Origin of the sequence: Chitinophaga sp. MM2321, assembly GCF_964033635.1 — a bacterium.
Lineage (GTDB): Bacteria > Bacteroidota > Bacteroidia > Chitinophagales > Chitinophagaceae > Chitinophaga.
Genome location: NZ_OZ035533.1, coordinates 5176853 through 5198591 on the forward strand (window position 1 = coordinate 5176853; position 21739 = coordinate 5198591).

Annotated in this window: 14 protein-coding genes; 8 read left to right on the plus strand and 6 right to left on the minus strand. The window is 45.4% G+C overall.

Annotation, left to right across the window (positions count from 1 at the left end):
• Positions 1–85: 85 nt before the first annotated feature.
• The 3 genes from ABQ275_RS20110 to ABQ275_RS20120 all read right to left on the minus strand — a co-directional run bounded on the left by ABQ275_RS20110 (position 86) and on the right by ABQ275_RS20120 (position 6922).
• A complete protein-coding gene (locus ABQ275_RS20110; RefSeq protein WP_349314941.1) occupies positions 86–1657 on the minus strand; it encodes a RagB/SusD family nutrient uptake outer membrane protein in 1572 nt (523 codons plus the stop codon).
• Positions 1658–1684: 27 nt separating this feature from the next.
• A complete protein-coding gene (locus tag ABQ275_RS20115) occupies positions 1685–4843 on the minus strand; it encodes a TonB-dependent receptor (protein WP_349314942.1) in 3159 nt (1052 codons plus the stop codon).
• Between the two features lie 807 nt (positions 4844–5650).
• Positions 5651–6922 (minus strand): MutS-related protein, encoded by a 1272-nt coding sequence (locus ABQ275_RS20120; protein ID WP_349314943.1) that lies wholly within the window; start codon positions 6920–6922, stop codon positions 5651–5653.
• A 114-nt stretch (positions 6923–7036) separates the two neighbouring features.
• Here ABQ275_RS20120 and ABQ275_RS20125 point away from each other — a divergent pair, with 114 nt between their 5' ends.
• From ABQ275_RS20125 to ABQ275_RS20155, 7 genes are all read left to right on the plus strand, one after another.
• On the plus strand, positions 7037–7675 hold the full coding sequence (locus tag ABQ275_RS20125; RefSeq protein WP_349314944.1) for an RNA polymerase sigma-70 factor: 639 nt from the start codon (positions 7037–7039) through the stop codon (positions 7673–7675).
• A gap of 103 nt (positions 7676–7778) precedes the next feature.
• Positions 7779–8750, plus strand: coding sequence for a FecR domain-containing protein (locus ABQ275_RS20130; protein ID WP_349314945.1), 972 nt, complete (start codon positions 7779–7781; stop codon positions 8748–8750).
• A 180-nt stretch (positions 8751–8930) separates the two neighbouring features.
• Positions 8931–12521, plus strand: coding sequence for a SusC/RagA family TonB-linked outer membrane protein (locus tag ABQ275_RS20135; protein ID WP_349314946.1), 3591 nt, complete (start codon positions 8931–8933; stop codon positions 12519–12521).
• 16 nt (positions 12522–12537) lie between these two features.
• Positions 12538–13995 (plus strand): RagB/SusD family nutrient uptake outer membrane protein, encoded by a 1458-nt coding sequence (locus tag ABQ275_RS20140; RefSeq protein WP_349314947.1) that lies wholly within the window; start codon positions 12538–12540, stop codon positions 13993–13995.
• A gap of 21 nt (positions 13996–14016) precedes the next feature.
• The gene (locus ABQ275_RS20145) at positions 14017–14871 is read left to right on the plus strand and encodes a putative zinc-binding metallopeptidase (protein ID WP_349314948.1); all 855 of its coding nucleotides are present in this window, start codon (positions 14017–14019) and stop codon (positions 14869–14871) included.
• Positions 14872–14906: 35 nt separating this feature from the next.
• Complete coding sequence (locus ABQ275_RS20150; protein WP_349314949.1) at positions 14907–16223, plus strand: DUF4302 domain-containing protein; 1317 nt, start codon at positions 14907–14909, stop codon at positions 16221–16223.
• A 24-nt stretch (positions 16224–16247) separates the two neighbouring features.
• Positions 16248–17555, plus strand: a complete 1308-nt coding sequence (locus tag ABQ275_RS20155; protein WP_349314950.1) for a DUF4302 domain-containing protein — start codon at positions 16248–16250, stop codon at positions 17553–17555.
• Positions 17556–17687: 132 nt separating this feature from the next.
• Here ABQ275_RS20155 and ABQ275_RS20160 read toward each other — a convergent pair whose 3' ends face one another.
• The gene (locus ABQ275_RS20160; protein ID WP_349314951.1) at positions 17688–19817 is read right to left on the minus strand and encodes a thiamine pyrophosphate-dependent enzyme; all 2130 of its coding nucleotides are present in this window, start codon (positions 19815–19817) and stop codon (positions 17688–17690) included.
• A gap of 68 nt (positions 19818–19885) precedes the next feature.
• Between ABQ275_RS20160 and ABQ275_RS20165 the strand changes: the two genes are divergently transcribed.
• Complete coding sequence (locus ABQ275_RS20165; RefSeq protein ID WP_349314952.1) at positions 19886–20320, plus strand: MarR family transcriptional regulator; 435 nt, start codon at positions 19886–19888, stop codon at positions 20318–20320.
• A 136-nt stretch (positions 20321–20456) separates the two neighbouring features.
• Here ABQ275_RS20165 and ABQ275_RS20170 read toward each other — a convergent pair whose 3' ends face one another.
• A complete protein-coding gene (locus ABQ275_RS20170) occupies positions 20457–21068 on the minus strand; it encodes a fumarylacetoacetate hydrolase family protein (RefSeq protein WP_349314953.1) in 612 nt (203 codons plus the stop codon).
• A 53-nt stretch (positions 21069–21121) separates the two neighbouring features.
• Entirely contained in the window at positions 21122–21703 is a 582-nt protein-coding gene (gene pth / locus ABQ275_RS20175; RefSeq protein WP_349314954.1) for an aminoacyl-tRNA hydrolase, read from the minus strand.
• Positions 21704–21739: the final 36 nt, after the last annotated feature.

Below are 21739 nucleotides of genomic sequence, written 5' to 3' on the forward strand. Positions count from 1 at the left end.
ACTCCTTTCCTATTCCCGTTTTTTAAAAATAAAAAAGGGAGATGAAAACAATCATCTCCCTTTTCTTATTCCTCAACAATTATGGCTAGTACCCTTCGTTCTGTGGTGTCAGGTTCGGGTTGTTCTTCATTTCAAATATTGGCAGCGGGAACAGTAAATGTTTCTTCTCCAATGCAGAACCCGAGTTTTTATTGATGTGACCAATGAAGGCATCAAAGCCATTGGTATCTTCATTGTATACTTTTTGCAGGCGCACCATATCAAACCAGATAATGCCTTCAAAACAGAATTCATGCCAGCGTTCACGCCATACTGCCTGTTCAAATGCTGTTTGTGACAAACCAGCAAGCGGTAACAGGTTAGCTCTCTGACGGATAGCATTCAAAGCCTTGTATGCATCTATGTTAGCAGCTCCCTCTGAACGGTTCTGTGCTTCTGCATATATCAGCAATACTTCTGCATAGCGGATCTGCGGTACATTCAGGTTACTGTGTTTGGTACCAGGTTTACCAGGCATACCATGTGATTCCACATCAAAATGTTTGAAGATATAGGGAGCGCCTAAAGGAAAGGCGGCACCGCTACCATCAACAAAATAAGAAGTATAGAAGAACTGTTGTTCATCTGTGCGTTTATCTGTCGGCTCAAATTTTTTGTAAGAGTCATAGAAAGAGTGAGTAGGCATAGAACTACCTACACCACTACCGGTAGCAGAGATGTTTTTAGACAGGGAGTTGTTAGGCAGCATAATTGATTGCAGCGGATTTTCTTCCACACCGGTCAGGTACTGCACCTGGAACAGGTGTTCCAGTTTGTTATTCATAGCTGAACTGTGCAGATCACTATAGTTGGCAAACAATCCTATTTCACCCGGATGTGCATTCGCATAATCAATTACTTCCTTCGCTTTATCAGCAGCCAGCTTGTAGTAAGCAGCTCCTTTGTTGAGCGGGAACCCTGCCATGGTCAGGTATACTTTTGCCAGTTCCGCTTTAACAGCGGCCAGTCCTACTCGACCACTGGTATTAGTCCAGGATAAGCCAGCAGCTTCAGCAGTCTGCAGATCCTGTACAATAGAAGCGTATACATCTTCCGTTTTGGCGCGGGAAGGATTAAAATCCTCTGAAAGGGGCGTTTGCGATTTCAGGATCAAGGGTACATCTCCCCAAAGTCTGACAGCATAAAAATAAGCCCAGGCACGCAGGAAATGAGCTTCTCCCAGCACAGCTTTCTTCCGTGCTTCATCCATAGGATTAATATTAGGCACATTATCCAGCACCAGGTTGGTTTGTGCAATTTCGCGGTACAACTCTTTCCACCACTGACCGATATGCAGGTTATCCCCGTTGTACACCAATCCTAACAGGTTATTCAGATCAGAGTTCTGCGCAGTACCGGTAGTCATTGTACCGGTAGGTGCATCCAGCAGCTGAAAGTTATTGGAAAATATACCGGCGCCGTATCCTACCAGCCTGGTACGCGCATAAGCGGCATATACAGCAGCATCCGCATGTTCAGGTAAGGTAAAATAACTGTCCGGACTCAGGTTGGAAGGATCCTGCTCATCCAGGAATTTCTGGCACCCGCTGCCCATGCCTATCAGCATGGCACCACTAAGTACCAGCTGCAATGTTTTATTGATGATATTTCTCTTCATAAGTTAATCTTTTTGAGTACGAACAAATTAAAACGCCACATTTAATCCCACCATGTAAGTAGTTGGTTTGGGATAGTCGAAGAAGGTTTGTCCCTGTGCAAATGCATCACCATAAGTAGTTACTTCCGGATCGTTTCCGCTGAACTTGGTTTTCAGGAAGAAGTTCTGTACAGAACCATAGATCCTGAGACGGCTCAGGTGTAATTTTTCCACCACTGAACTGTTGAAAGTGTAACCCAGCAACAGGTTCTTGCCACGGAGATAGGAACCATCTTCTACCCAGCGTGTATCCACATTGGTTACATAACCGGCAGATGGATTACGTGGTGCAGCAATCATGGTGTTCTGATGATCAGGTGTCCAGTAGTCCAGCACAGAGCTGAAGCTGTTAGCAAGACCGGTACGGTCTTCACCGGAGTGGTGTGTCATGTTCAGTACATCATTGCCATACATGTATTGCAACTCAATGGTCAGGTCGAAATTTTTGTACTTAAAGGTGTTGATAAAACCGCCCCATCCTTTAGGGTTACCGTTACCAATAATCATACGGTCCGCATCTGTAATAGCGTGATCACCATTAACATCGAGGTATTTGATATCACCCGGTAAAATGGGTTTGCCACCACGGTAGTCTTTAAATTTCGCTGCTTCAGCTGCTTCAGCAGTGCTCCAGGTACCGAGGCGCACAAGGCCCCAGAATGATCCAACGGGTTCGCCTACACGAATAATGTTGGTCTGGTTAGTGAAGTTAGGACCACCTATACCGAAGATGTCAGCAGGAGTAGCCAGTGACAATACTTTATTCCTGTTGAAGGAGATATTAAAAGTACTGTTCCAGGAGAAATCTTGTTTGTTGATGACCAGGGCGTTTATTGACAGTTCCACCCCTTTGTTTTCCATGGAACCGATATTCCTTGTGATAGTGGTGTAACCACTGGTGGAAGGCACGGGCGCATCCAGCAACATGTCTGTGGTTTTGCGGTAGTACAGATCCGCTTCCAGGTTGATGCGGTTATTCAGTAAGCCTACTTCCACACCAAAATCATATTGTGCCGTTTTTTCCCATTTCAGATCCGGATTGGCCAACCTGTTGGTACCTACACCCTGTACTTTTGCACCACCCAGCACAGCAGCATAGTTTGTATTTGCAGCCAATGTAGCCAGTGACTTATACGGATCCAGTTCTGAGTTACCTGTAACGCCAAAGCTGGTACGCAGTTTCAGATTAGATAGTACGGAATTCCCTTTCAAGAAATCTTCTTCTGATACTCTCCATGCCAGGGCTGTAGAAGGGAAGAACGCATACTTGTGATTTTTACCAAAACGGGAAGAACCATCTGCACGACCTGTTAATGTTAACAGGTAACGGTCTTTATAAGTATAGTTAATCCTGCCGAAATAAGAATTAAATGCATACCGGTTACGACGTGAATCGGTACCACTGGCGGGGATATTAGAACCGGCGCCCAGTTTATTTTCCTGGAAATAATCGGTAGAGAAGTTTTCTGCACGGGTATTAAAACCGAACATATTGTTCTCCTGCCAGGATAAACCTAACATACCGTTAAAGGAATGATCTTTACCGAATTTTTTATTATAGGTCAGATAATTTTCGAATGACCAGAAACTTTCCCTTCCGTTATCAAGGATAGCGATACCACCCTGTGAAGCAGAAATATCGAGCAATGATCTGCCCATATATTCATTGCGGCCACGGGTAACCACGTTTGTTCCCAGTACACTGCGTAATTCCAGTCCTTTAGCCAGGGAGATATTTGCATAAGCATTACCCAGCAGGTTCTGTGTATTCAGGATATACTTACGGTCCGTTAAGATCTGTACGGGATTTGAACCACCTTCAGCACCTGGATATACTTTATTATTAGACCAGCTACCGTCTTCAAATTTTATCGGCAGGAAAGGTAATCCTTCCGTAATCATACGAACAGAGTTCAAACCACCGGTACCTATATCTACAATGTTTTCTTCCTGGTTGTTATAGCTCAGTGAACCACCTACTTTCAGCCACTCTTTTATTTTTGTGTCGATGCTGAAACGGGCAGAGTAACGTTTGAGGTAAGAGTTTAATAACAGGCCATTATCATCCAGGTAGCCCAGATACAAACCATATTGTGTATCTGCGTTTCCACCAGTAAATCCAAGCTGATGGCTCTGTGACAGTTTATGCTGTACGGATTCCTTTAACCAGTCAGTATCGTAGAGCGGATTACCTTGTTTATCAAATAAACGCTCATCGGTTCTTTTCAGTTTGGGATCTTTTGATACATAGTCACCATTTGCCCATCCTGCCGGATCATATATTTCTGCATTTTTCCAGGCCAGATCTTCTACAGCCATGTACTCTTTTGCATTCAGCATTTTTACACGGTGAGGCCCGATGGTGTTGGCTCCCAGGTAAGTATCATAAGTAACCCTGCCACCTGTAGCGGTTCCTTTTTTAGTAGTAACGAGTACCACACCATTTGCACCCCTTGCACCATAAATAGCGGTAGCAGAAGCATCTTTCAATACTTCCACAGATTCGATATCATTAGGGTTAATAAAATCGATGGCGTTACTGTTCTGTGTTTGTGCACCTACGGGAAGTGCTACGCCATCTACTACATACAATGGGTTGTTTGTAGTATTGATAGAGCTGAAACCACGGATACGGACTTTCGTCTGACCACCGGGGCGACCGGAGTTAGTACTTACCTGTACACCGGCAATACGGCCACTCAATGCCTGGTTTACAGATGGTGCCGGGCGTTCCTGCAATGCAGCAGCTCTTACAGAAGCAACGGAGCCGGTGAGATCGGATCTTTTCCGGGTACCATAACCTACTACCACAACGTCTTCCAGCGATGTAACATCTGTACTCAATGCCACATTTAAGCTGGCATTGTTACCTGCCAGTTTTTCGATGGATGTATAACCGATAAATGAAAATATGAGTGTGGTGTTGTTTCCCGGAACGGTGATGCTGTAACTACCGTCTACTCCGGTAGATGTACCGGAAGAAGTGCCTTTGATCTGTACAGATACACCAGGTAGCGGTGAGTTGTCCCTTGAATCAAACACCTTTCCGGTAATTTTTCTCTCCTGCGAAAAGGCCAGCAAAGTTATGAGCAACAGCAAGGTGCTTTGCAGGCCAGTTCGCATTAGAAGTGTCAATTTTTTCTTCATACGTTTGGTTTTTTTGGTTTATAAAAAGTGAATGCTAAAACGATTTTTCATAGAAAGGACAGTACCCCTTCCGTGCTTGCTGGAATGAGTTTAAATAAATCATCAGGACTACGTGGCGTAGATAAGTCGGCTAATTACACTACATACATTTTGGCATAACTTGATTTTGTTAATAACAAGTGCAGGACGATACCATCCTGCAAAAATAAATAGTGAATGAATGAAAGAAGTCAATGGACGTGCCGCCATTGAGTTATAGCAACCTTTCTCATAACGCGTACCACTAAACTAAAAGTTGTTGTTAACTACAGTGGCATGCTGCTACTACCAGGCATACCAACCCGTTCTGTCATATAACTACAGTACATCATAACACTACAATACAAACAGTAAACAAATAACTTGAAAAAACAGGTTTACATTCAACGTGAAAATACGCTTAGCACAATCGATTTAGCATTTATGGCCAGCGTAGCGGTTTGTTACTTTCCGCACTATTTAATTAAATACGTGAATAATTTTAGATTTAGCTTTAAATGAACAAGTGAATAATTTTTAGATTCAGGCTTCTGAGCTGGCATTTTTGTAAAAATAATTCCGGGAGAGCACCACAGCCCGGACATAAAAATATAATTATTTTCAGATAACTAAAACGATTTTGCATTTTTTTTCGAAGATGATATAATTTTACCATGGAAGTGCCTCTTTTAGTGGAATAACTGGTATTATCTTCTTAAAAAAAACAACTCCGGACAGTCAACTTATGATATCCGCGAATATTTATCTCCCGTAATAAAAAATAACCAATCAAATTCCCAACAAAGCTGGTAATCCTTCCTGTTCAAAAATAATCCAGCCGATTTTAAGATCAGACCATCCCGGCTTCAGCGTGTACAAAAAACGGGGCATGTTTTCATGCAGCACACAATCAATATAATAGGCGCTGGCGCTGGTGACAAAAGGTTTCAGTTGATACAAGTGCGTGGAGATAACAAAAAAGCTATTGTTAAAAGCAGCGAGGCCGCTGATTGTTTGCCGGGAAATATCCAGCGCATCATCCACATTGGTACCACGGAACAGCTCATCGAAAATGGCAAAACATTTTTTTCCGGCACTAGCCTGCAACAGTACCTGCTTCAGCTGCTGTACCTCCATCATAAAATGACTGTACCCGTTTTTCAGGTCATCCGATAAATTTATGCTGATGGTAATACTACCGAAAAAAGGTAACCGGCAATAAGCAGCAGGCACGCCCATACCGGCATGCGCCAGGTATACACATAGCCCGATAGCCTTCAGCAGTGTGGACTTCCCGGACATATTCGGCCCCGTCAGCAACATTACATTACCGGTGGCAGTAAGGTCATTCTTTACCGGTTGCTTTAACAACGGATGATAAAACGCCTTCATTGTCAACCCACCTTCCTGAAATTCAGGAAAAGAGAAGTTATGTTTCACCATCGCCTTCGCCAGCGACAGCCACGCTTCATATAGGAAAAAAGTTTCCCATTGGATTTTCACTTCTTCCTCTTCCAGTTGCCGGTTCAGTAAATCCAGCAAAAATACCTGGTCCCGGAGGCCGAATGCATCGTTGCGGATATGGTCCGCCATTTCTGCTGCCCGGAACTGTTGCAGAAAGACCTTCATCGCGGTTATCCGCTTTGCCAATACATCCGGAAACACGGTTGCTTCCACCCCATCAAAATATTGATGCAGGCGCTCCATCATCAATACCAGCTGGATCAGCTTCCCCTTTACTTCATACCGGTAACGGCGGCGCCATGCCAGCTGGAAAGCGGCAATAGCGGGGTTACTGTCATAATAAATGGTCTGGCTGTTCAACCGCCCGAAAAAGGCGTACACTTCTTCAAAATCCTGCCGGGAATAATTCGGTCCTGTTAATACGTAACCGTTATTTATCAGGGCCTTTATGATCGCTTGTCTTTCATATACCGCAGCACTGCTTCCGGGCAAATGGAGCAACAAATCCTTCAGCTGTTGCAGGGCATAGGGATTCCCCGTAAAGTCTAACAGCGGGAGCAACTGCTTTTCGATTTCAAGGTCAGTAACATGATGCATAAGCCCCCCTACAGCAGGAATTATGCCGGGACCCGAGTCGCTCAAATTAATCCGTTAAATCCTGGTATTTTTTTTATATCTTATAGTCTGAATACCTGGAAAAGAGACGACCTAATGGTGAAAACCAGCGATATTAACCAGTTGAGTGAGGCGGCATTGATCAGGGAAGTCCATGCAAAAAACAGGCTGGTCTTTACCTTTGTTTACGAACGTCATTTCCAGGAACTGGCCATGACAGCGTTTCGCTACGTAAAAGATGCCGGCATCGCCCAGGAACTGGTACAGGAAGTATTTATAAAAATATGGGAACAACCCGCCCTGCTGGATGAAAACGGCGCGCTACGCGCCTATCTGTACAAGGCGGTGATCAACCACGCCATTAACTATCTCAAAAGAGAAAAAAATATTGCCCGCCATCATTCACTCATCGCAGCATCTCTTACAGACAGCTACCTACAGGATCTCCAGGAAGAACAGGAACTGAAACTGCTGATCTATCAGGAAATAGAAAAACTCCCCAGGCAATGCTGCAAGGTGTTTAAAATGAGTCGCTTCGATGGACTCAAATACCGTGAAATAGCCGATCAGCTTAGTCTCTCCGAAAAAACAGTGGAAAATCACATCATTCACGCACTGAAGGTATTGCGGGAAAACCTGTTTTACAGGCAGCATAATTCCCGCGACTACACCGCTAATCTAAAGCTGATGCAACTATTCCTCCTCGTTGCCGGTGAACTGCTGACCCAATTGTAAAAACACCTAAAAACACATTAAGCAAATAAATATGTAATAATTATGCTTACCAGACTAGGGGTAACCGTTTCCGTTATTTGTATAAGTAACAAAGGCATTGCAAATGAAAATAGAACCGGTTCACTGGCAACAGCTGGCACAACACCTCGACAACCCCGGAGATCCTGCCCTGGAGCAGGAAGTGCGGCAATGGCGGGCTGCATCGCCGGAAAATGAGGCCACGTTCCTGCAATTGCAACAGGTCTGGCACCTGACGCCCGATCTGAAAATACTGGACCAGCTGAACATACAGGCCGCAACCGAACGGCTGCAGGCCACCCTGCCCGAAGAAATGGTCTATGAACTGCCGCAACGCCGCTATAAGTGGTTCCGGGTAGCCGCCATCGGCATACCGGTGATCGTGGCTGCATCGTGGCTCTACAGCACTAACAGTGTCACCTATACGGAAAAGAGTACCCTCGCCGGTAACATTGATTCCGTGCAGCTCCCCGACAACTCCCGCGTATACCTTGATAAAGACAGTCGTATCCGCTACCCCGATAAAATGGATAAAAACCGGACCGTGTTCATGGAACAAGGCACCGCTTTTTTTGAAGTAACCAACGAAGCCGCTAATCCCTTCGTTGTAAAACTCGCCCACTCCAGCATTACGGTACTCGGTACTTCATTTAATATCCAACTGAAAGAAAATAGTGTAGGCGTTACCGTTAAATCCGGTAAGATAAGATTTGCAGCAGGAGAAAACAGGCAACACGAAATGATCCTCACTGCCGGAGAAGGAATGGAGTATACACCCGCCACCGGCACATTACAGGCATTCAACGCCATCAACAACAACGAAGATGCCTGGATCACACATGAACTGGTATTTGTAGATGCATCCCTGTCGGAAGTATGCAAAAAGTTGGAATCCCTTTACCAGGTAAAAATAACACTGGAAGGCAAGATTCCGCTAAAAAAACTCAATGCAACCTTTAAAGATAATAAGCTGGGAGAAGTGCTGGAAATATTACAGGCCACTTACCCGGTATCAGTAGTACAGCATAACAATAACATCATCATAACGGGCAGGTAATACTGCAGCCGCTGGCCTTTCAACATTGTTTTTTAAACCCGTGCAGTCAACTGAAATCATTTAAGCAGATAGTACAGTAAATGCAACCAACATCCAAATCCGCTGCCTGCAGCTGCGCTTCAGAAGGAAGCGCAGCCACCACCGGTATACAACAACGCTTAACCTATAATAACAAATACGATGTTTGAAATCCTTTACAAAAAGAAGCGACCAAAATCGAAGTTACTCCTCGTACTCCTTTCCCTGGTATGCCTGGAAAGCCAGGCCATGCCTGTTACCAATGAGCAGATCAGAGAGAAACTGGAAGTCATCCTTGGCAGGATGGAGAAAAAGTATAATGTCGTATTTGTGTATGATGCTGCTGTCATCAACAAAGACATGAACGTGGAAATAGATCCCGATAAACTGTCTATGCAGCAGGCCCTCACCTTACTTGAAAATAAAGGTATCAACTACAAAGTGATCGGTGATAAAATAGTACTCACCCGCCCGGCCGAAAACATCATCCGGCAACAGGAACAGATCATCGTGAAAGGAAGGATAGGCACCCGCTCTGAAAACGGCGATGCCGGCTTCGTACCAGGTATCAGCGTAGTGGAAAAAGGTACTGCCAACGGAACGGCTACCAACACCAAAGGAGAGTTTACCATTAAAGTAAAACACGGCGCCACCCTGGTATTCAGCATGGTGGGCTTCAAATCACAGGAAGCCAAAGCCACTGCCGACAAACCCATCATACTCACCCTGGAAGAAAACGTAACAAACCTTAACCAGGTAGTAATAACAGGTTACCAGACCATTGACCGCAAACTGTTTACCGGTTCCGCCGCCACCCTGAAAGCCTCCGATGTAAAACGCGAAGGCATCACTGATGTGAGCCGGATGCTGGAAGGTCGCGTAGCGGGCGTTTCTATACAAAACGTATCCGGTACTTTCGGAGCTGCCCCAAAAATCCGTGTACGTGGTGCTACGTCCATCACCGGCGACAACAAACCACTATGGGTAGTAGATGGAATTGTACTGGAAGATGTGGTAAATGTGTCCAATGAACAATTATCTACCGGAGACCCCACCACCCTCCTGGGCTCCTCTGTAGCAGGTTTGAACCCTGATGATATCGAAAGCTTTCAGATCCTGAAAGATGCCGCCGCAACAGCCATGTACGGTGCACGCGCCATGAACGGCGTGGTGGTTATCACCACAAAGAAAGGACGTATCGGTAAACCACTCGTTTCCTACACCGGTAATTTTTCTACTTATATCAAACCTACCTACAACGATTATAACATCCTGAATTCAGCCGATCAGATGTCGGTATACAAATCCATGGAAAGCAGGGGCTGGCTGAATTACGGCAACATTGCCACCAAAGCCGATGGAGGCGTATTCACCAAACTGGCGGAAAAAATAAACGACAGAACAGTATACAATGACGAGAAATCAAAGAACGAATTTCTGAAGAGATATGCGCTGGCTAATACCGACTGGTTTGATGTATTGTTCCGCAACTCACTGATGCAGGAACATTCCCTCTCCATCTCTTCCGGTACAGAAAAATCACAGCTGTACTTCTCTACCAGCTTCCTCGATGATAACGGCTGGACCATCGGCGACCGGGTGAAACGTTTCACCGGTAATGCCCGTGCAAACTTCAACATCACACCGAAACTGACTGTGGGCCTGATTACGCAGGGTTCTATCCGCGACCAGCGTGCTCCCGGCAGCGTAGGCCGCGTCAGCAATGCCGTAGAAGGTAAATACGACCGCGATTTCGATATCAATCCATTCAGCTATGCATTGAATACCAGCCGCACCATGACGGCCTACGATGAGAATGGTGAACTGGAATATTTCAGACGTAACTATGCACCCTTCAACATCATCAATGAGCTGCATAATAATACGCTGGACCTCACCATGGTGGATCTGAAATTACAGGGCGAAGCTGCTTACAAAATAACACCTACCCTGAAATATACATTCACCGGCGCTTTGCGCTACGCCAAAACAAACAGGGAACATAAAGTAAGAGAAAATTCCAACATGCCCATGGCCTACCGGGCGGCAGACAATGCAGATGTGATCCAACGGAATAAATTCCTGTACCGTGATCCGGACGATCCGGAAGCATATCCTGTTGTAGTATTGCCTTACGGCGGTTTCTACAATACCAACGATGATTATCTCGTTAGCTATAACGTACGCAACTCCCTGGAATGGAACAAAACCTATCATGACACACACATGTTTGTGGTATATGCTTCGCAGGAATTACGCTATGCCGACCGGCAGAATAAATTCTCCAACGGCTATGGCTACCAGTACGATAAAGGCGGTGTGCCTTATGTAGATCCCAGGATTATCAAACAAGCCGTAGAAAGTAATTTTGATTTTTATGGTATGAAGAATTATTACGACCGCTTCCTCGCCTACATGGGCAATGCGGCCTATTCCTACAAAGGAAAATATAACCTGAACGGTACAGTGAGATATGATGGTTCCAACCTGCTGGGCAAATCCCGGAATGCCCGCTGGCTACCCACCTGGAATATCAGCGGCTCCTGGAATGTGGACACCGAAGAATTCATGAAGCATCAGGAGTTGATCAACCGCTTAACGCTGCGTGCTACTTATGGTCTTACCGCCAGTCTTCAGGGCAAAGCTACCAACTCCAGTCTTATCACACGCAGCAGCAGAAGCTATCGTCCTTATCTCCCGGAAATAGAAACCGTCATCAATATAGAAGACCTGGAAAACGCAGAACTTACCTGGGAAAAACAATATGAAACCAACATCGGTATTGATATCGGTATGTTCCAGGAAAGACTATCACTCACCATCGATGGCTACAAGCGGGATGGTTTTGACCTGATCAGTCCTATTCGTACTTCCGGTATTGGCGGACAGTTCATCAAAAATGCGAACTATGCAGATATGAAATCGCATGGGGTGGAAGTAACGCTGGGCGGTAATATTATCCAGCAAAAAGACTGGCAGTGGAGAAGCCAGCTCACGATGGCCTGGAACGAAAACAAGATCACCAATCTTAAAACCAATCCCAATATATGGGACCTTGTATCACCGGATGGTGGCCCCATGCTGGATCATCCTTACAGAGGGCTTTACTCCATTGACCTCTATCAACTGTCGGCCCTCGATGGTACACCGGTTTTTGTAAATGAAAAAGGTGAAAAGATCAGCGAAGTAAATTTACAGAGTGATGTCATCGATAACCTCAAATACAATGGTGCGATTGATCCCAAACTAACCGGCGGATTTTACAACTCCATCCGCTTCAAAAATCTTACGCTGTCTGCTTTACTTACATTCAGCGCAGGTAATGTGATCCGGTTGAATCCTGCTTTCAGCCAGGAGTATACAGATCTCTCCACCATGCCGCGTGAATTTCTGGATCGCTGGATGATGACCGGCGACGAAAGTATCACAGACATACCGGCTTTATCGGATCTCCGTGTCATTAATAAGTTGGGGGGTGTTACTCCTTACTATACTTACAACTATTCCACTCCGCGCGTGGCGGATGGCGGGTTTATACGACTGAAACAGGTATCGCTGAATTACAGCCTGCCATTAAAGTACACCAGTGTAGTGGGACTGAACAATGCATCATTAAGCCTGGTGGCTAACAACCCCTGGCTGATATATGCTGATCCTAAACTGAAAGGGCAGGATCCTGAGTTCTTCCAGTCCGGTGGTGTGGCATTGCCTATACCCAAGCAATATACCTTATCCGTAAAAGTTGGTTTCTAACCTGAAAGTTTCTGACATGAAAAACAAAATCGTATATATATCAACGTTAGCAATACTGGCCATAACTCCGGGATGTAAAAAATACCTGGAACAATTGCCGGACCAGCGTACAGAAGTAAATAGCCCGGTGAAGGTGGCCGAGCTGCTAAGCACCGCCTATCCCCGCGCCAATTATATTCCTTTTCTGGAAGCCATGTCTGACAATGCGGAAGACAAAGGCACAGATGTGAATGCACTCATTAACCGCCAACCCTGGTTTTTTCAGGATGTAACAAACAGGGACGAAGATACACCGGACTTCTACTGGCACAGCGCCTATGCTGCCATTGCGGCCGCTAACCAGGCACTGGAAGTAATAGACAATGCCACAGACCAGTCAGCCTACGCTGCTTCCCGCGGGGAAGCACTGGTGGCACGTGCTTACGCACATTTTATGCTGGTAACCATCTTTGCAAAAGCATATGATCCAGCTACTGCCGGAAAAGATCCCGGTATCCCCTATGTTACCAAAACCGAAAAAGTAGTCATTGAAAAATATGAGCGTAAAACAGTAGCATATGTGTATGAACAGATAGAAAAAGACCTGTTGGAAGGATTATCACTGATAGATGATAACTCGTACACCGGTGCACCCGCCTTTCATTTCACCACAAAAGCGGCGCATGCTTTTGCTTCCCGCTTTTATCTCTTTAAAAAAGAATATGCTAAAGTAGTGCAACATGCCAATCTTACTTTCGTGGGTACAAAGGCGCTCCCCTACCTGCGCCCTGTAAATACACTTTACGCACAGATGGAGCGGTTGGTATTACAGGCAGAGTATACCAAAGCTACTACCAAAGCTAACCTGCTGCTGGTTGAAACAAAATCCGTATGGGCACGGGATCTTGTAACAAACCGGTATGGATGCACGCCTTCCCTCGCCCGGAATTTCATCGTAGCGAATAATGTTTGCGGCACCGGCTTTGATTATTCTTTCTATTATAGTGATCCGGAAGATTTCTTCTTGCCCAAATTTAACGAACTGTTTATCCGGGTAGATCAGAATGCCAACATCGGTGACCCTTATGATATGGTTCCCCTGTTCTCCGCAGAAGAGGTATTGTTTAACCGTGCAGAAGCCAATACAGAACTGGGTAATTTCGATGCAGCCATCAAAGACCTGAATGATTTTGTGAGCCAGCGGGCCGTTGACTACGATCCGGCTGAACATAACCTTACACCGGATAAAATCAGCAATTACTACCAGACACTGGATATTAAAGCCGGGCTTATCAGTACTATCCTGGACTTCAAACGTATGGAGTTCGTCTTTGAAGGACTGAGATGGTTTGATATACTCCGGCACAAGCTCCCTGTAAACCACATTTCCTTTGACGGCAAAACCAGGCTGGTACTGGGTCCTAATGACCCGCGCCGCATGGTGCAAATACCACAGGAAGCCCAGTTGTCAGGACTTGAATTAAATCCCAGATAATCATTGCTTAAAATTAACAAGATGAAATCAACATACTTTAAAACTGTATTAGCTATTTGCCTCCTGGGCATACTGGCCAGTTGCAGGAAAAAAGAAGACCTTGATATCTCCAATTTGTTTCCGGAAGAAACGGAGACGCCCTCTGCTATCGACAACTGGATCACCGCCAATTATACCAAACCATATAATATCGCCGTAAAATACCGCTGGCAACCATTTGAACTGGCAACGGATAAAACGATGGTACCGATAAAGGAAGAAAAGGTAATCCCCGTCATGGATATTATCCGGCTTACCTGGATAGAACCTTATATAAAAGAAGCGGGACTCGACTTCTTCCTGAAATATTCTCCCAAGCAATTTGTACTCGTAGGCAGCGCCAAATACAATAGCAATGGTACCATTACCCTGGGTGAAGCAGAAAGCGGGAAAACCATACAGCTGCTCCTGTTAAATTATTTCGATCAGAAGGACCAGGCATTCGTGAAGCAGATGCTGCATACTATTCATCATGAATTTGCACACATCCTGCATCAGACAATTTTTTATCCCAGGGAATTTAAACAGGTAACACCGGGAGGCTATACCGGCAACTGGAATAATACATCGGAAGAAGATGCGCTGAACATGGGTTTCATCACGCCATATGCCAGGGCCAGCACCGATGAGGATTTTGTGGAAATGGCCTCTACCATGCTTACAGAAGGCAAAGATGGTTTTGAAACGATCCTGGATAATATTCCTGATGCCAACGGACAATCACTGATCAGGGAAAAGGCTGAAATCGTAAAGAATTACTATTTCAATACCTGGAAAATAAACTTCGACAGCCTGCAACTAAAAACATATACAGCTATTGTTGAAGCTACCAGATAACCCATTTGAATACTGACTATAACAGATACGCATATATGAAAAATATTATCATAGCCGGGTTACTGTTGTTTACACTTGCAACAGCCTGCCGTAAACAGGATGATACATCCATCTTCGGTGAAAAGCCGGAGGAACGGATGAACAAGCAACTCGCTGAATATAAAACACAGCTCACCACCGGCGCCAACGGCTGGAAAGCCTACGTATACCCCGAAGGTGGTGCAGGCTTCGGCTTCTACTTTAAGTTTACCGACAATAACCGCGTGAGCATGCTGGGAGATTTGCTTCCCAATACCGCCACCGACCTGAAGGAAAGCTCCTACCGCCTGGCAGCGCAGCAACGGCCTTCCCTGGTGTTCGACACTTATAACTATCTGCACATGCTCTCAGATCCTGATGAGAATATTTACGGCGGACTACGTGGCCGCGGGTACGATTCAGATTTCGAATTCGGATATGACTCCACTCATAATGACACGATCTTTCTCACCGGTAACTACAACCAGAGTAAAATGATCATGATCAAGGCTGCCGCACCCGAAGAAAGCAGCTATAAGGCAGGCGCGTTGAACGACATCCAGCAAAAACTGGATGCCTATAACAACCGCTATAATACCTTATACCTTAAAACAGCGGATAATAAACAGGTGCAACTGAGCATTGATGCCAACTTCAGGGAATTTTCACAGGTTTACCTGGACAGCGGGATGTTTAAAACCAAAACATATCCCTATGCACATTCCATAAAGGGGATCTTCTTCAAAGAGCCAGTCACCATTGATGCCTACACTTTCCAGGAACTTATTTATGATGATGCCAAAGATGTCCTGTACCTGAAATCCGGTAACAACACTGTGAACATTCTCACCAGTAATGTACCTGTTTTCCCGATGCATCTCTTAATGGGCATCAGCTTCAAGCAGATATTTACATCAGATGCCACCAGCGTCGCTTTCTCTCCTTCCTACAAAACAATGTGGAATGATGCCAAAGCCGCTCTGGCCGCAGAGCCCTATACATACCCGCTTACCCTGGAGGATCTGACCATTATGTTTGATATCAATACCAATCAGATGACTTTCACCTTCCGGTTTACACAGCTCGGCAATTCATTTCCGGCGCCCTTCATTTTTGACTATACCAAAACGGATGATGGCACCTATACATTTGCCATGCAACGGGTACAGGGACAGCTGAGTGAGATCATGTACCCATCTGCTGCTACCATCTTAAATAAAATCAACACAGAGAAATTTAAACTGGATTATTTCACCGCACCCGGTGCAGGAAAAATGGGTCAGCTGATCAGTATAGATGATCCGCAGTTTGCTATTGGTGGTACGCTCAAATAAATCTATCAACCCTAATCAAACGTAATGAAAAAGACAGCTTTATATATCCTCCTCTCTGCACTTATTTTTACGGCATGCCGTAAAGATAAAATGACCGGTAACGAGGTAGAAAAATCCTTTCCTGTTCCCCAGGAAAGCCTGGATTCCTTCATCCAAATCATGAGTGCCGCGCCCGATGGCTGGGAAGGCTGGCTCACACCGCAGGGCGCACAAATATTCCATGTGTACTTTCAGCTGGACAACAACCAGGTGACCCTTTACACCGATCAGAATGAAGACGCCGCCTCCAAACCAAGCAAGACCAGCTATACACTCGGTATTTCCGGATCAGTAAATCCAACACTCAGCTTCGGCAATGGTTCCCTGTTACAACATATCGTTTTAAATAGTAAACGCGGCGTAGATACTGCCTATGCTTTCAGATATGCAGCCGGAGATACGGTAGTACTGCTGGGAAACCGTTATGGTGATGAGCTGAAACTGGTAAAAGCATCCTCGCAAACCAAGGCCGCTATTACAACAGGGAAACTCTCATCCAGCATTGCAGACATCAGTACCTTCCTGCAACAGGCAAATTTTATGGCCATATACCCCGGCAAAGATTCGGTGCTGGTGCTGATGAGTGAATCCATCCGGTTCTTTGGTTTTTATATCGTTAACAGTGGCTTATCCCTGGATAAATCATTAACAGACTTTGCCTATACCCTCAACGGTATCAGGCTACGCAGGCCGTTAACCGTAGCGGGACAGGCAGTCAGCGAGATTTTATGGGATGAAGCAAAGGAGGGTTTATATGTACAGATAGGCTCAGAAAAGGTATATGTGATGTACAAACGATTACCTGTTACACCGCTACACTACCTGCTGGGCAACGATTTCCCCGGCGTGATATCTGCAGTAACACCGCTTTATGAAGATCTTCCGGGGTGGTCTTCCACCTTCATGAATATGTGGATACAAACACACAACGACCTCTCCGATAACGGGTTCCTGCTGTATACGATGGAATTTGTTTTCCTTACGGCTACTAATCAGCTCAACCTGAATATGTACATTGCTGAAGGGAATGATCTTTACAGGGCCACTTACCCTTATAAATATACGAAGTCGGCAACGGGTGTTTATACTTTTGTACCACAGCCTACAAGTGGCAATGCTGCTTACTTTGCACCATTGGTAACAAATTTTACCAACCTGGTTTCACAGAATCATTTCACGGTAGATTATTACGATGACGTTGCAGGACAACAATTATTAGGCAAATTAATTTGTGTAGAGAACCCGGCGATTTATTGTACCGGATTCTTTGGGTCTTATGCGGATCCCCAATAAACCAGAATAGACCAGGATTAGCAGGATTAAACAGATTAGCAGGATGGGTATTTTGTTGTTTATTAATAACAATTCAACATAACACCCATCCTGCTAATCTGTTTAATCCTGCTAATCCTGGTCTATCCTGGTCTAGTAGGCCAACAACTCCTTTATCACTGCTTCCACTTTTGCAGGGTCTGGTAGCATAACGGCTTCCAGCCCGATATTCAGGGGTACGGCGGGTAGGTCCATGGCGCCCAGTGTATACACCGGTGCGTCCAGTTGTTTGAAACACTCTTTTTGAATGCGTCCTCCCAATGCCTGTGTGAATGAATTATGCAGTTGTTCTTCCGTGAGAAGCAGGCATTTACCATGTTTGTTCACGGTATTAAATACCAGTTCTTCATCCAGCGGAAATAAAGTACGCAGGTCTACAATTTCCACATTACCCGGAAATGCTTTGGCTGCGGCCTTTGCCCAGTATACACCCATACCGTAAGTAATGATACAGAGAGAATTTCCCTGTTGTATATCTCTGGGATGTGCCTGCAACACGATATTTCCTTTACCCATTGGCAACAGGTAATCCGCTGCGGGTTCTATCATCATGGCGTCCTGGGTACCGGGTACTTTACTCCAGTAGAGTCCTTTATGTTCCAGCATCACAACAGGGTTAGGATCGAGGAAAGCTGTTTTCAGCAAGCCTTTCATGTCTGCCACATTGGAGGGGTACACTACTTTGATGCCTTTAATGTTCAGCAGGGTAGATTCTATGCTGGCAGAGTGATAGGGACCACCCCCGCCGTAAGCGCCGATAGGCACCCGGATCAGTGCCTGCACCGGATACTTTCCGTTGCTGAGATAGCAGGATTTGGAGATCTCCGTTACCAGCTGGTTAAACCCCGGATAGAAGTAATCTGCAAATTGTATTTCCACTATTGGTTTCACGCCGGTGGCTGATAATCCTGCCGTGGCGCCAATAATATAAGCTTCCTGGATAGCCGTATTGAATACACGGTGATCACCGAATTTATCGCCCAGGGTAGCTGCCTCCCGGAAAACGCCGCCCAGTCTGCGGCCTACATCCTGTCCAAAAAATATGGCTTCGGGATATTGCAGCATAATTTCTTCGATGGCGTGCAGGGCTGCATCTACCATCACTACTTTGCTGCCACCAACAGGTGTACGTGTGCCGGATTCCACGGTAATCGCAGCAGGCGCAAATACGTGCTCCTCAATGGTTTCCGGTAGCGGGTCCGCTGCCTTCACTGCTCTGTCAAAGACATCTTTTATGTCTGTAACAGCAGCATTTTCTATCTCCGTTAAAATATCTTCTGTAATACCATGTTTCAATAACAGCACCCGCATTTTAGGAATGGGATCGTTGGCAGCATGCTTTTCCAGATCTTCTTTGGTGCGGTACCATTCTTTGCGTACGCCGGAAGTGTGATGTCCCAGCAGGGGCACTTTTGCCTGAACGAGTATGGGCCTGCGTTCCTGTCTTACATAACCGATGGCAGCTTCCATGGCGGCGTAGCTGGCGGTAAAATCGCTGCCATCCACCCGCATGTGTTCCAGTCCCCTGAAGCCGGCGGCATATTCGCAGGCATCCATGGCACGGGCTTCTGCGCCGGTTACGGAAATGCCCCAGTCGTTATCCTGTACCAGGTAAATAACCGGTAATTGTTTGAGTGTGGCAAATTGAAAGGCCTCGCTTACCTCACCTTCTGTAACGCTGCCATCGCCCAGGGAGCATACAACAACCGGTAGTTCTCCTTGCGGGCCGGTTTTAAGTAAGCCGGAACGGATCTGCTCCAGGTACTGGATGCCCTGTGCCATACCGGTGGCAGGGATCACCTGCATGCCCGTGGCGCTGCTTTGGTGCGGTATCCGCGGCCTGTCCTCCCGGCAGCTGTTTGGATGGCTGTAATAGGATCTTCCGGCAGAAAAAGGGTCATCTGCTTTGGCAAGTAATTGCAGCATGAGTTCGTAGGGCTCAAAGCCCATGGCCAGCAACATACTTTCGTCCCGGTAATACGGACTTACAAAGTCCCAGGGCCGTAGTTGCAAACCGGTAGCTATTTGTATAGCTTCATGTCCGCGGGAGGTAGAATGTACGTATTTACACACCAACCGGTTAGCTTCATAGATGTCTGTCATGTTTTTAGCATGGCACATCAGCCGGTAAGCGGTTAATAATTCAGCCAGTTCGTCCCTCTTTTCATCCTGGCTATTGCCTGGCGTTTTTAAAGTTGAAACGCTTGTACTATCTTTAAACACGTAAAACTGTTTTGGTGGTGACGCTATATAGTTGCTATAACAACTATTGCTAATGCAAATTAATTAATATGACTGATACTTTCGTCAGTAATCCCTCTTTTTTTAAGTTGGATGCTACTTTAAAAAAACTGCGCAATTACTGGCAAAAAATGTTTGACGCCCAACAGATGGACATCACAGTAGACCAATGGCTGCTGATAGAAAACCTGTACAAACACAAAAAAACCACGCATAACGAGCTGGCCCGTAACACCTCCAAGGATATCACCACCATTTCCCGGATCATTGAACTGCTTGTAAAAAAAGGATTGGTAAGGCGGGAAGCCGATACTTATGACCGTCGCAAAGTATACCTGCAACTCACCCCGGATGGGATAGAAAAGTATAAAGTAGCCAAACCACTGGTGCATGACATGCGTAAAATAGGCTGGAAAACGCTCTCCGAATCGGATTACGTGGAACTGACAAGAATCCTGGATACGATTTATGAAAATATCCCCTGACCAGGATTATAAGGACATAAAAAGATTAGCAGGATGGGTGTAGTAGCTATGGTAGCAGAACAAAATTTGTTGTTCTTCTTATACCCATCTACTACACCCATCCTGCTAATCTTTTTATGTCCTTATAATCCTGGTCTTATTTGACGGAGAATTCCAGCAGGCTATCATTTTCTATAAATGCTTCAAAAGCGTCTCCTATTTCAGTAGGACCAACGCCAGCAGGCGTTCCCGTAAAAATAAGATCTCCGATGTTGAGGGTAAAAAAGCGGGAAATATAAGCAACCAGGAAGTCAAAAGAAAACAGCAGGTCTTTGGTATTGCCCTGTTGCGCCAGTGTTTTATTTTTATAGAGGCAGAAGTTAATATCTTTCTTATCTATGTCTGGTGTAATCGGCATAAAATTGCCTACTACCGCCGAGTTATCAAACGCTTTGGCTATTTCCCAGGGAAGTCCTTTTGCTTTTTGTTGATCCTGCAGGTCACGCGCTGTAAAGTCTATCCCTACAGACATCTGGTCATAATATTTATCTGCAAATTTCTCCTGAATATGTTTCCCGTTTTTGCTCACACGCAGTACCAGTTCACATTCATAATGCAGATTTTTGGTAAACTCCGGGTAGTAAAAAGGATGGCTATTCTGAAGTAATGCATTCTTGGGTTTCATGAACAACACGGGTTCGGACGGCACTTCATTTTTTAACTCTTTGGCATGGTCGGCATAGTTCCTACCTACGCAAATAATTTTCATAATGCGTTTATTTTAAAAGATAAATTAAGCAGATAGCTGTCAGATTTACAAATTTACTTTACAGAAGGGAAAGTAAGTTTATTACAGTCATTCATGGTGCGTGACAGACCGATACTGGCGAAGCTCTCAATAATTTCCGTGCATTTATCGATCTTTTCCTGTACAACAGGCACTTCGGTATTTTTCCATTTGCCCAGCACAAATTCTACCTGCCGGCCTTTGGGGAAATTATTACCGATACCAAAGCGCAGGCGCGGATATTGATTGGTGCCCAGGGATTCCTGGATGCTTTTAAGGCCGTTATGCCCCGCATCGCTGCCGCCAGGCCGGAGACGTAGTACATCCAGCGGTAGTGCCAGTTCATCCACAATCACCAGTATATTTTCAACAGGTATTTTTTCTTTGTCCATCCAGTATTTGAGTGCCCTGCCACTCAGGTTCACATAGGTGGTAGGCTTGATCACGATGAACACTTTTCCTTTCCATTTGCATTCCGCCACATCTGCCAGCCGGTCGTTTGTAAAGGTTGCATTGTGTTTGGCTACAAAGGCATCTGCCACATCAAACCCGATGTTGTGGCGGGTATGCTTGTATTCCTCCCCAATATTACCTAACCCTGCTATTAAATATTTCATGGTACAATTTTAATTAATTACAGGTTTGCAATCCGT

Bases quoted from the DNA above. Each gene is read 5' to 3' on its own strand.
- ABQ275_RS20130 (WP_349314945.1), top strand. From the start codon at position 7,779: ATGAAAATAGAACCGGTTCACTGGCAACAGCTGGCACAACACCTCGAC.
- ABQ275_RS20150 (WP_349314949.1), top strand. From the start codon at position 14,907: ATGAAAAATATTATCATAGCCGGGTTACTGTTGTTTACACTTGCAACA.
- ABQ275_RS20110 (WP_349314941.1), bottom strand. From the start codon at position 1,657: ATGAAGAGAAATATCATCAATAAAACATTGCAGCTGGTACTTAGTGGT.
- ABQ275_RS20165 (WP_349314952.1), top strand. From the start codon at position 19,886: ATGACTGATACTTTCGTCAGTAATCCCTCTTTTTTTAAGTTGGATGCT.
- ABQ275_RS20115 (WP_349314942.1), bottom strand. From the start codon at position 4,843: ATGAAGAAAAAATTGACACTTCTAATGCGAACTGGCCTGCAAAGCACC.
- pth (WP_349314954.1), bottom strand. From the start codon at position 21,703: ATGAAATATTTAATAGCAGGGTTAGGTAATATTGGGGAGGAATACAAG.
- ABQ275_RS20145 (WP_349314948.1), top strand. From the start codon at position 14,017: ATGAAATCAACATACTTTAAAACTGTATTAGCTATTTGCCTCCTGGGC.
- ABQ275_RS20155 (WP_349314950.1), top strand. From the start codon at position 16,248: ATGAAAAAGACAGCTTTATATATCCTCCTCTCTGCACTTATTTTTACG.
- ABQ275_RS20135 (WP_349314946.1), top strand. From the start codon at position 8,931: ATGTTTGAAATCCTTTACAAAAAGAAGCGACCAAAATCGAAGTTACTC.
- ABQ275_RS20170 (WP_349314953.1), bottom strand. From the start codon at position 21,068: ATGAAAATTATTTGCGTAGGTAGGAACTATGCCGACCATGCCAAAGAG.
- ABQ275_RS20125 (WP_349314944.1), top strand. From the start codon at position 7,037: ATGGTGAAAACCAGCGATATTAACCAGTTGAGTGAGGCGGCATTGATC.
- ABQ275_RS20120 (WP_349314943.1), bottom strand. From the start codon at position 6,922: ATGCATCATGTTACTGACCTTGAAATCGAAAAGCAGTTGCTCCCGCTG.
- ABQ275_RS20140 (WP_349314947.1), top strand. From the start codon at position 12,538: ATGAAAAACAAAATCGTATATATATCAACGTTAGCAATACTGGCCATA.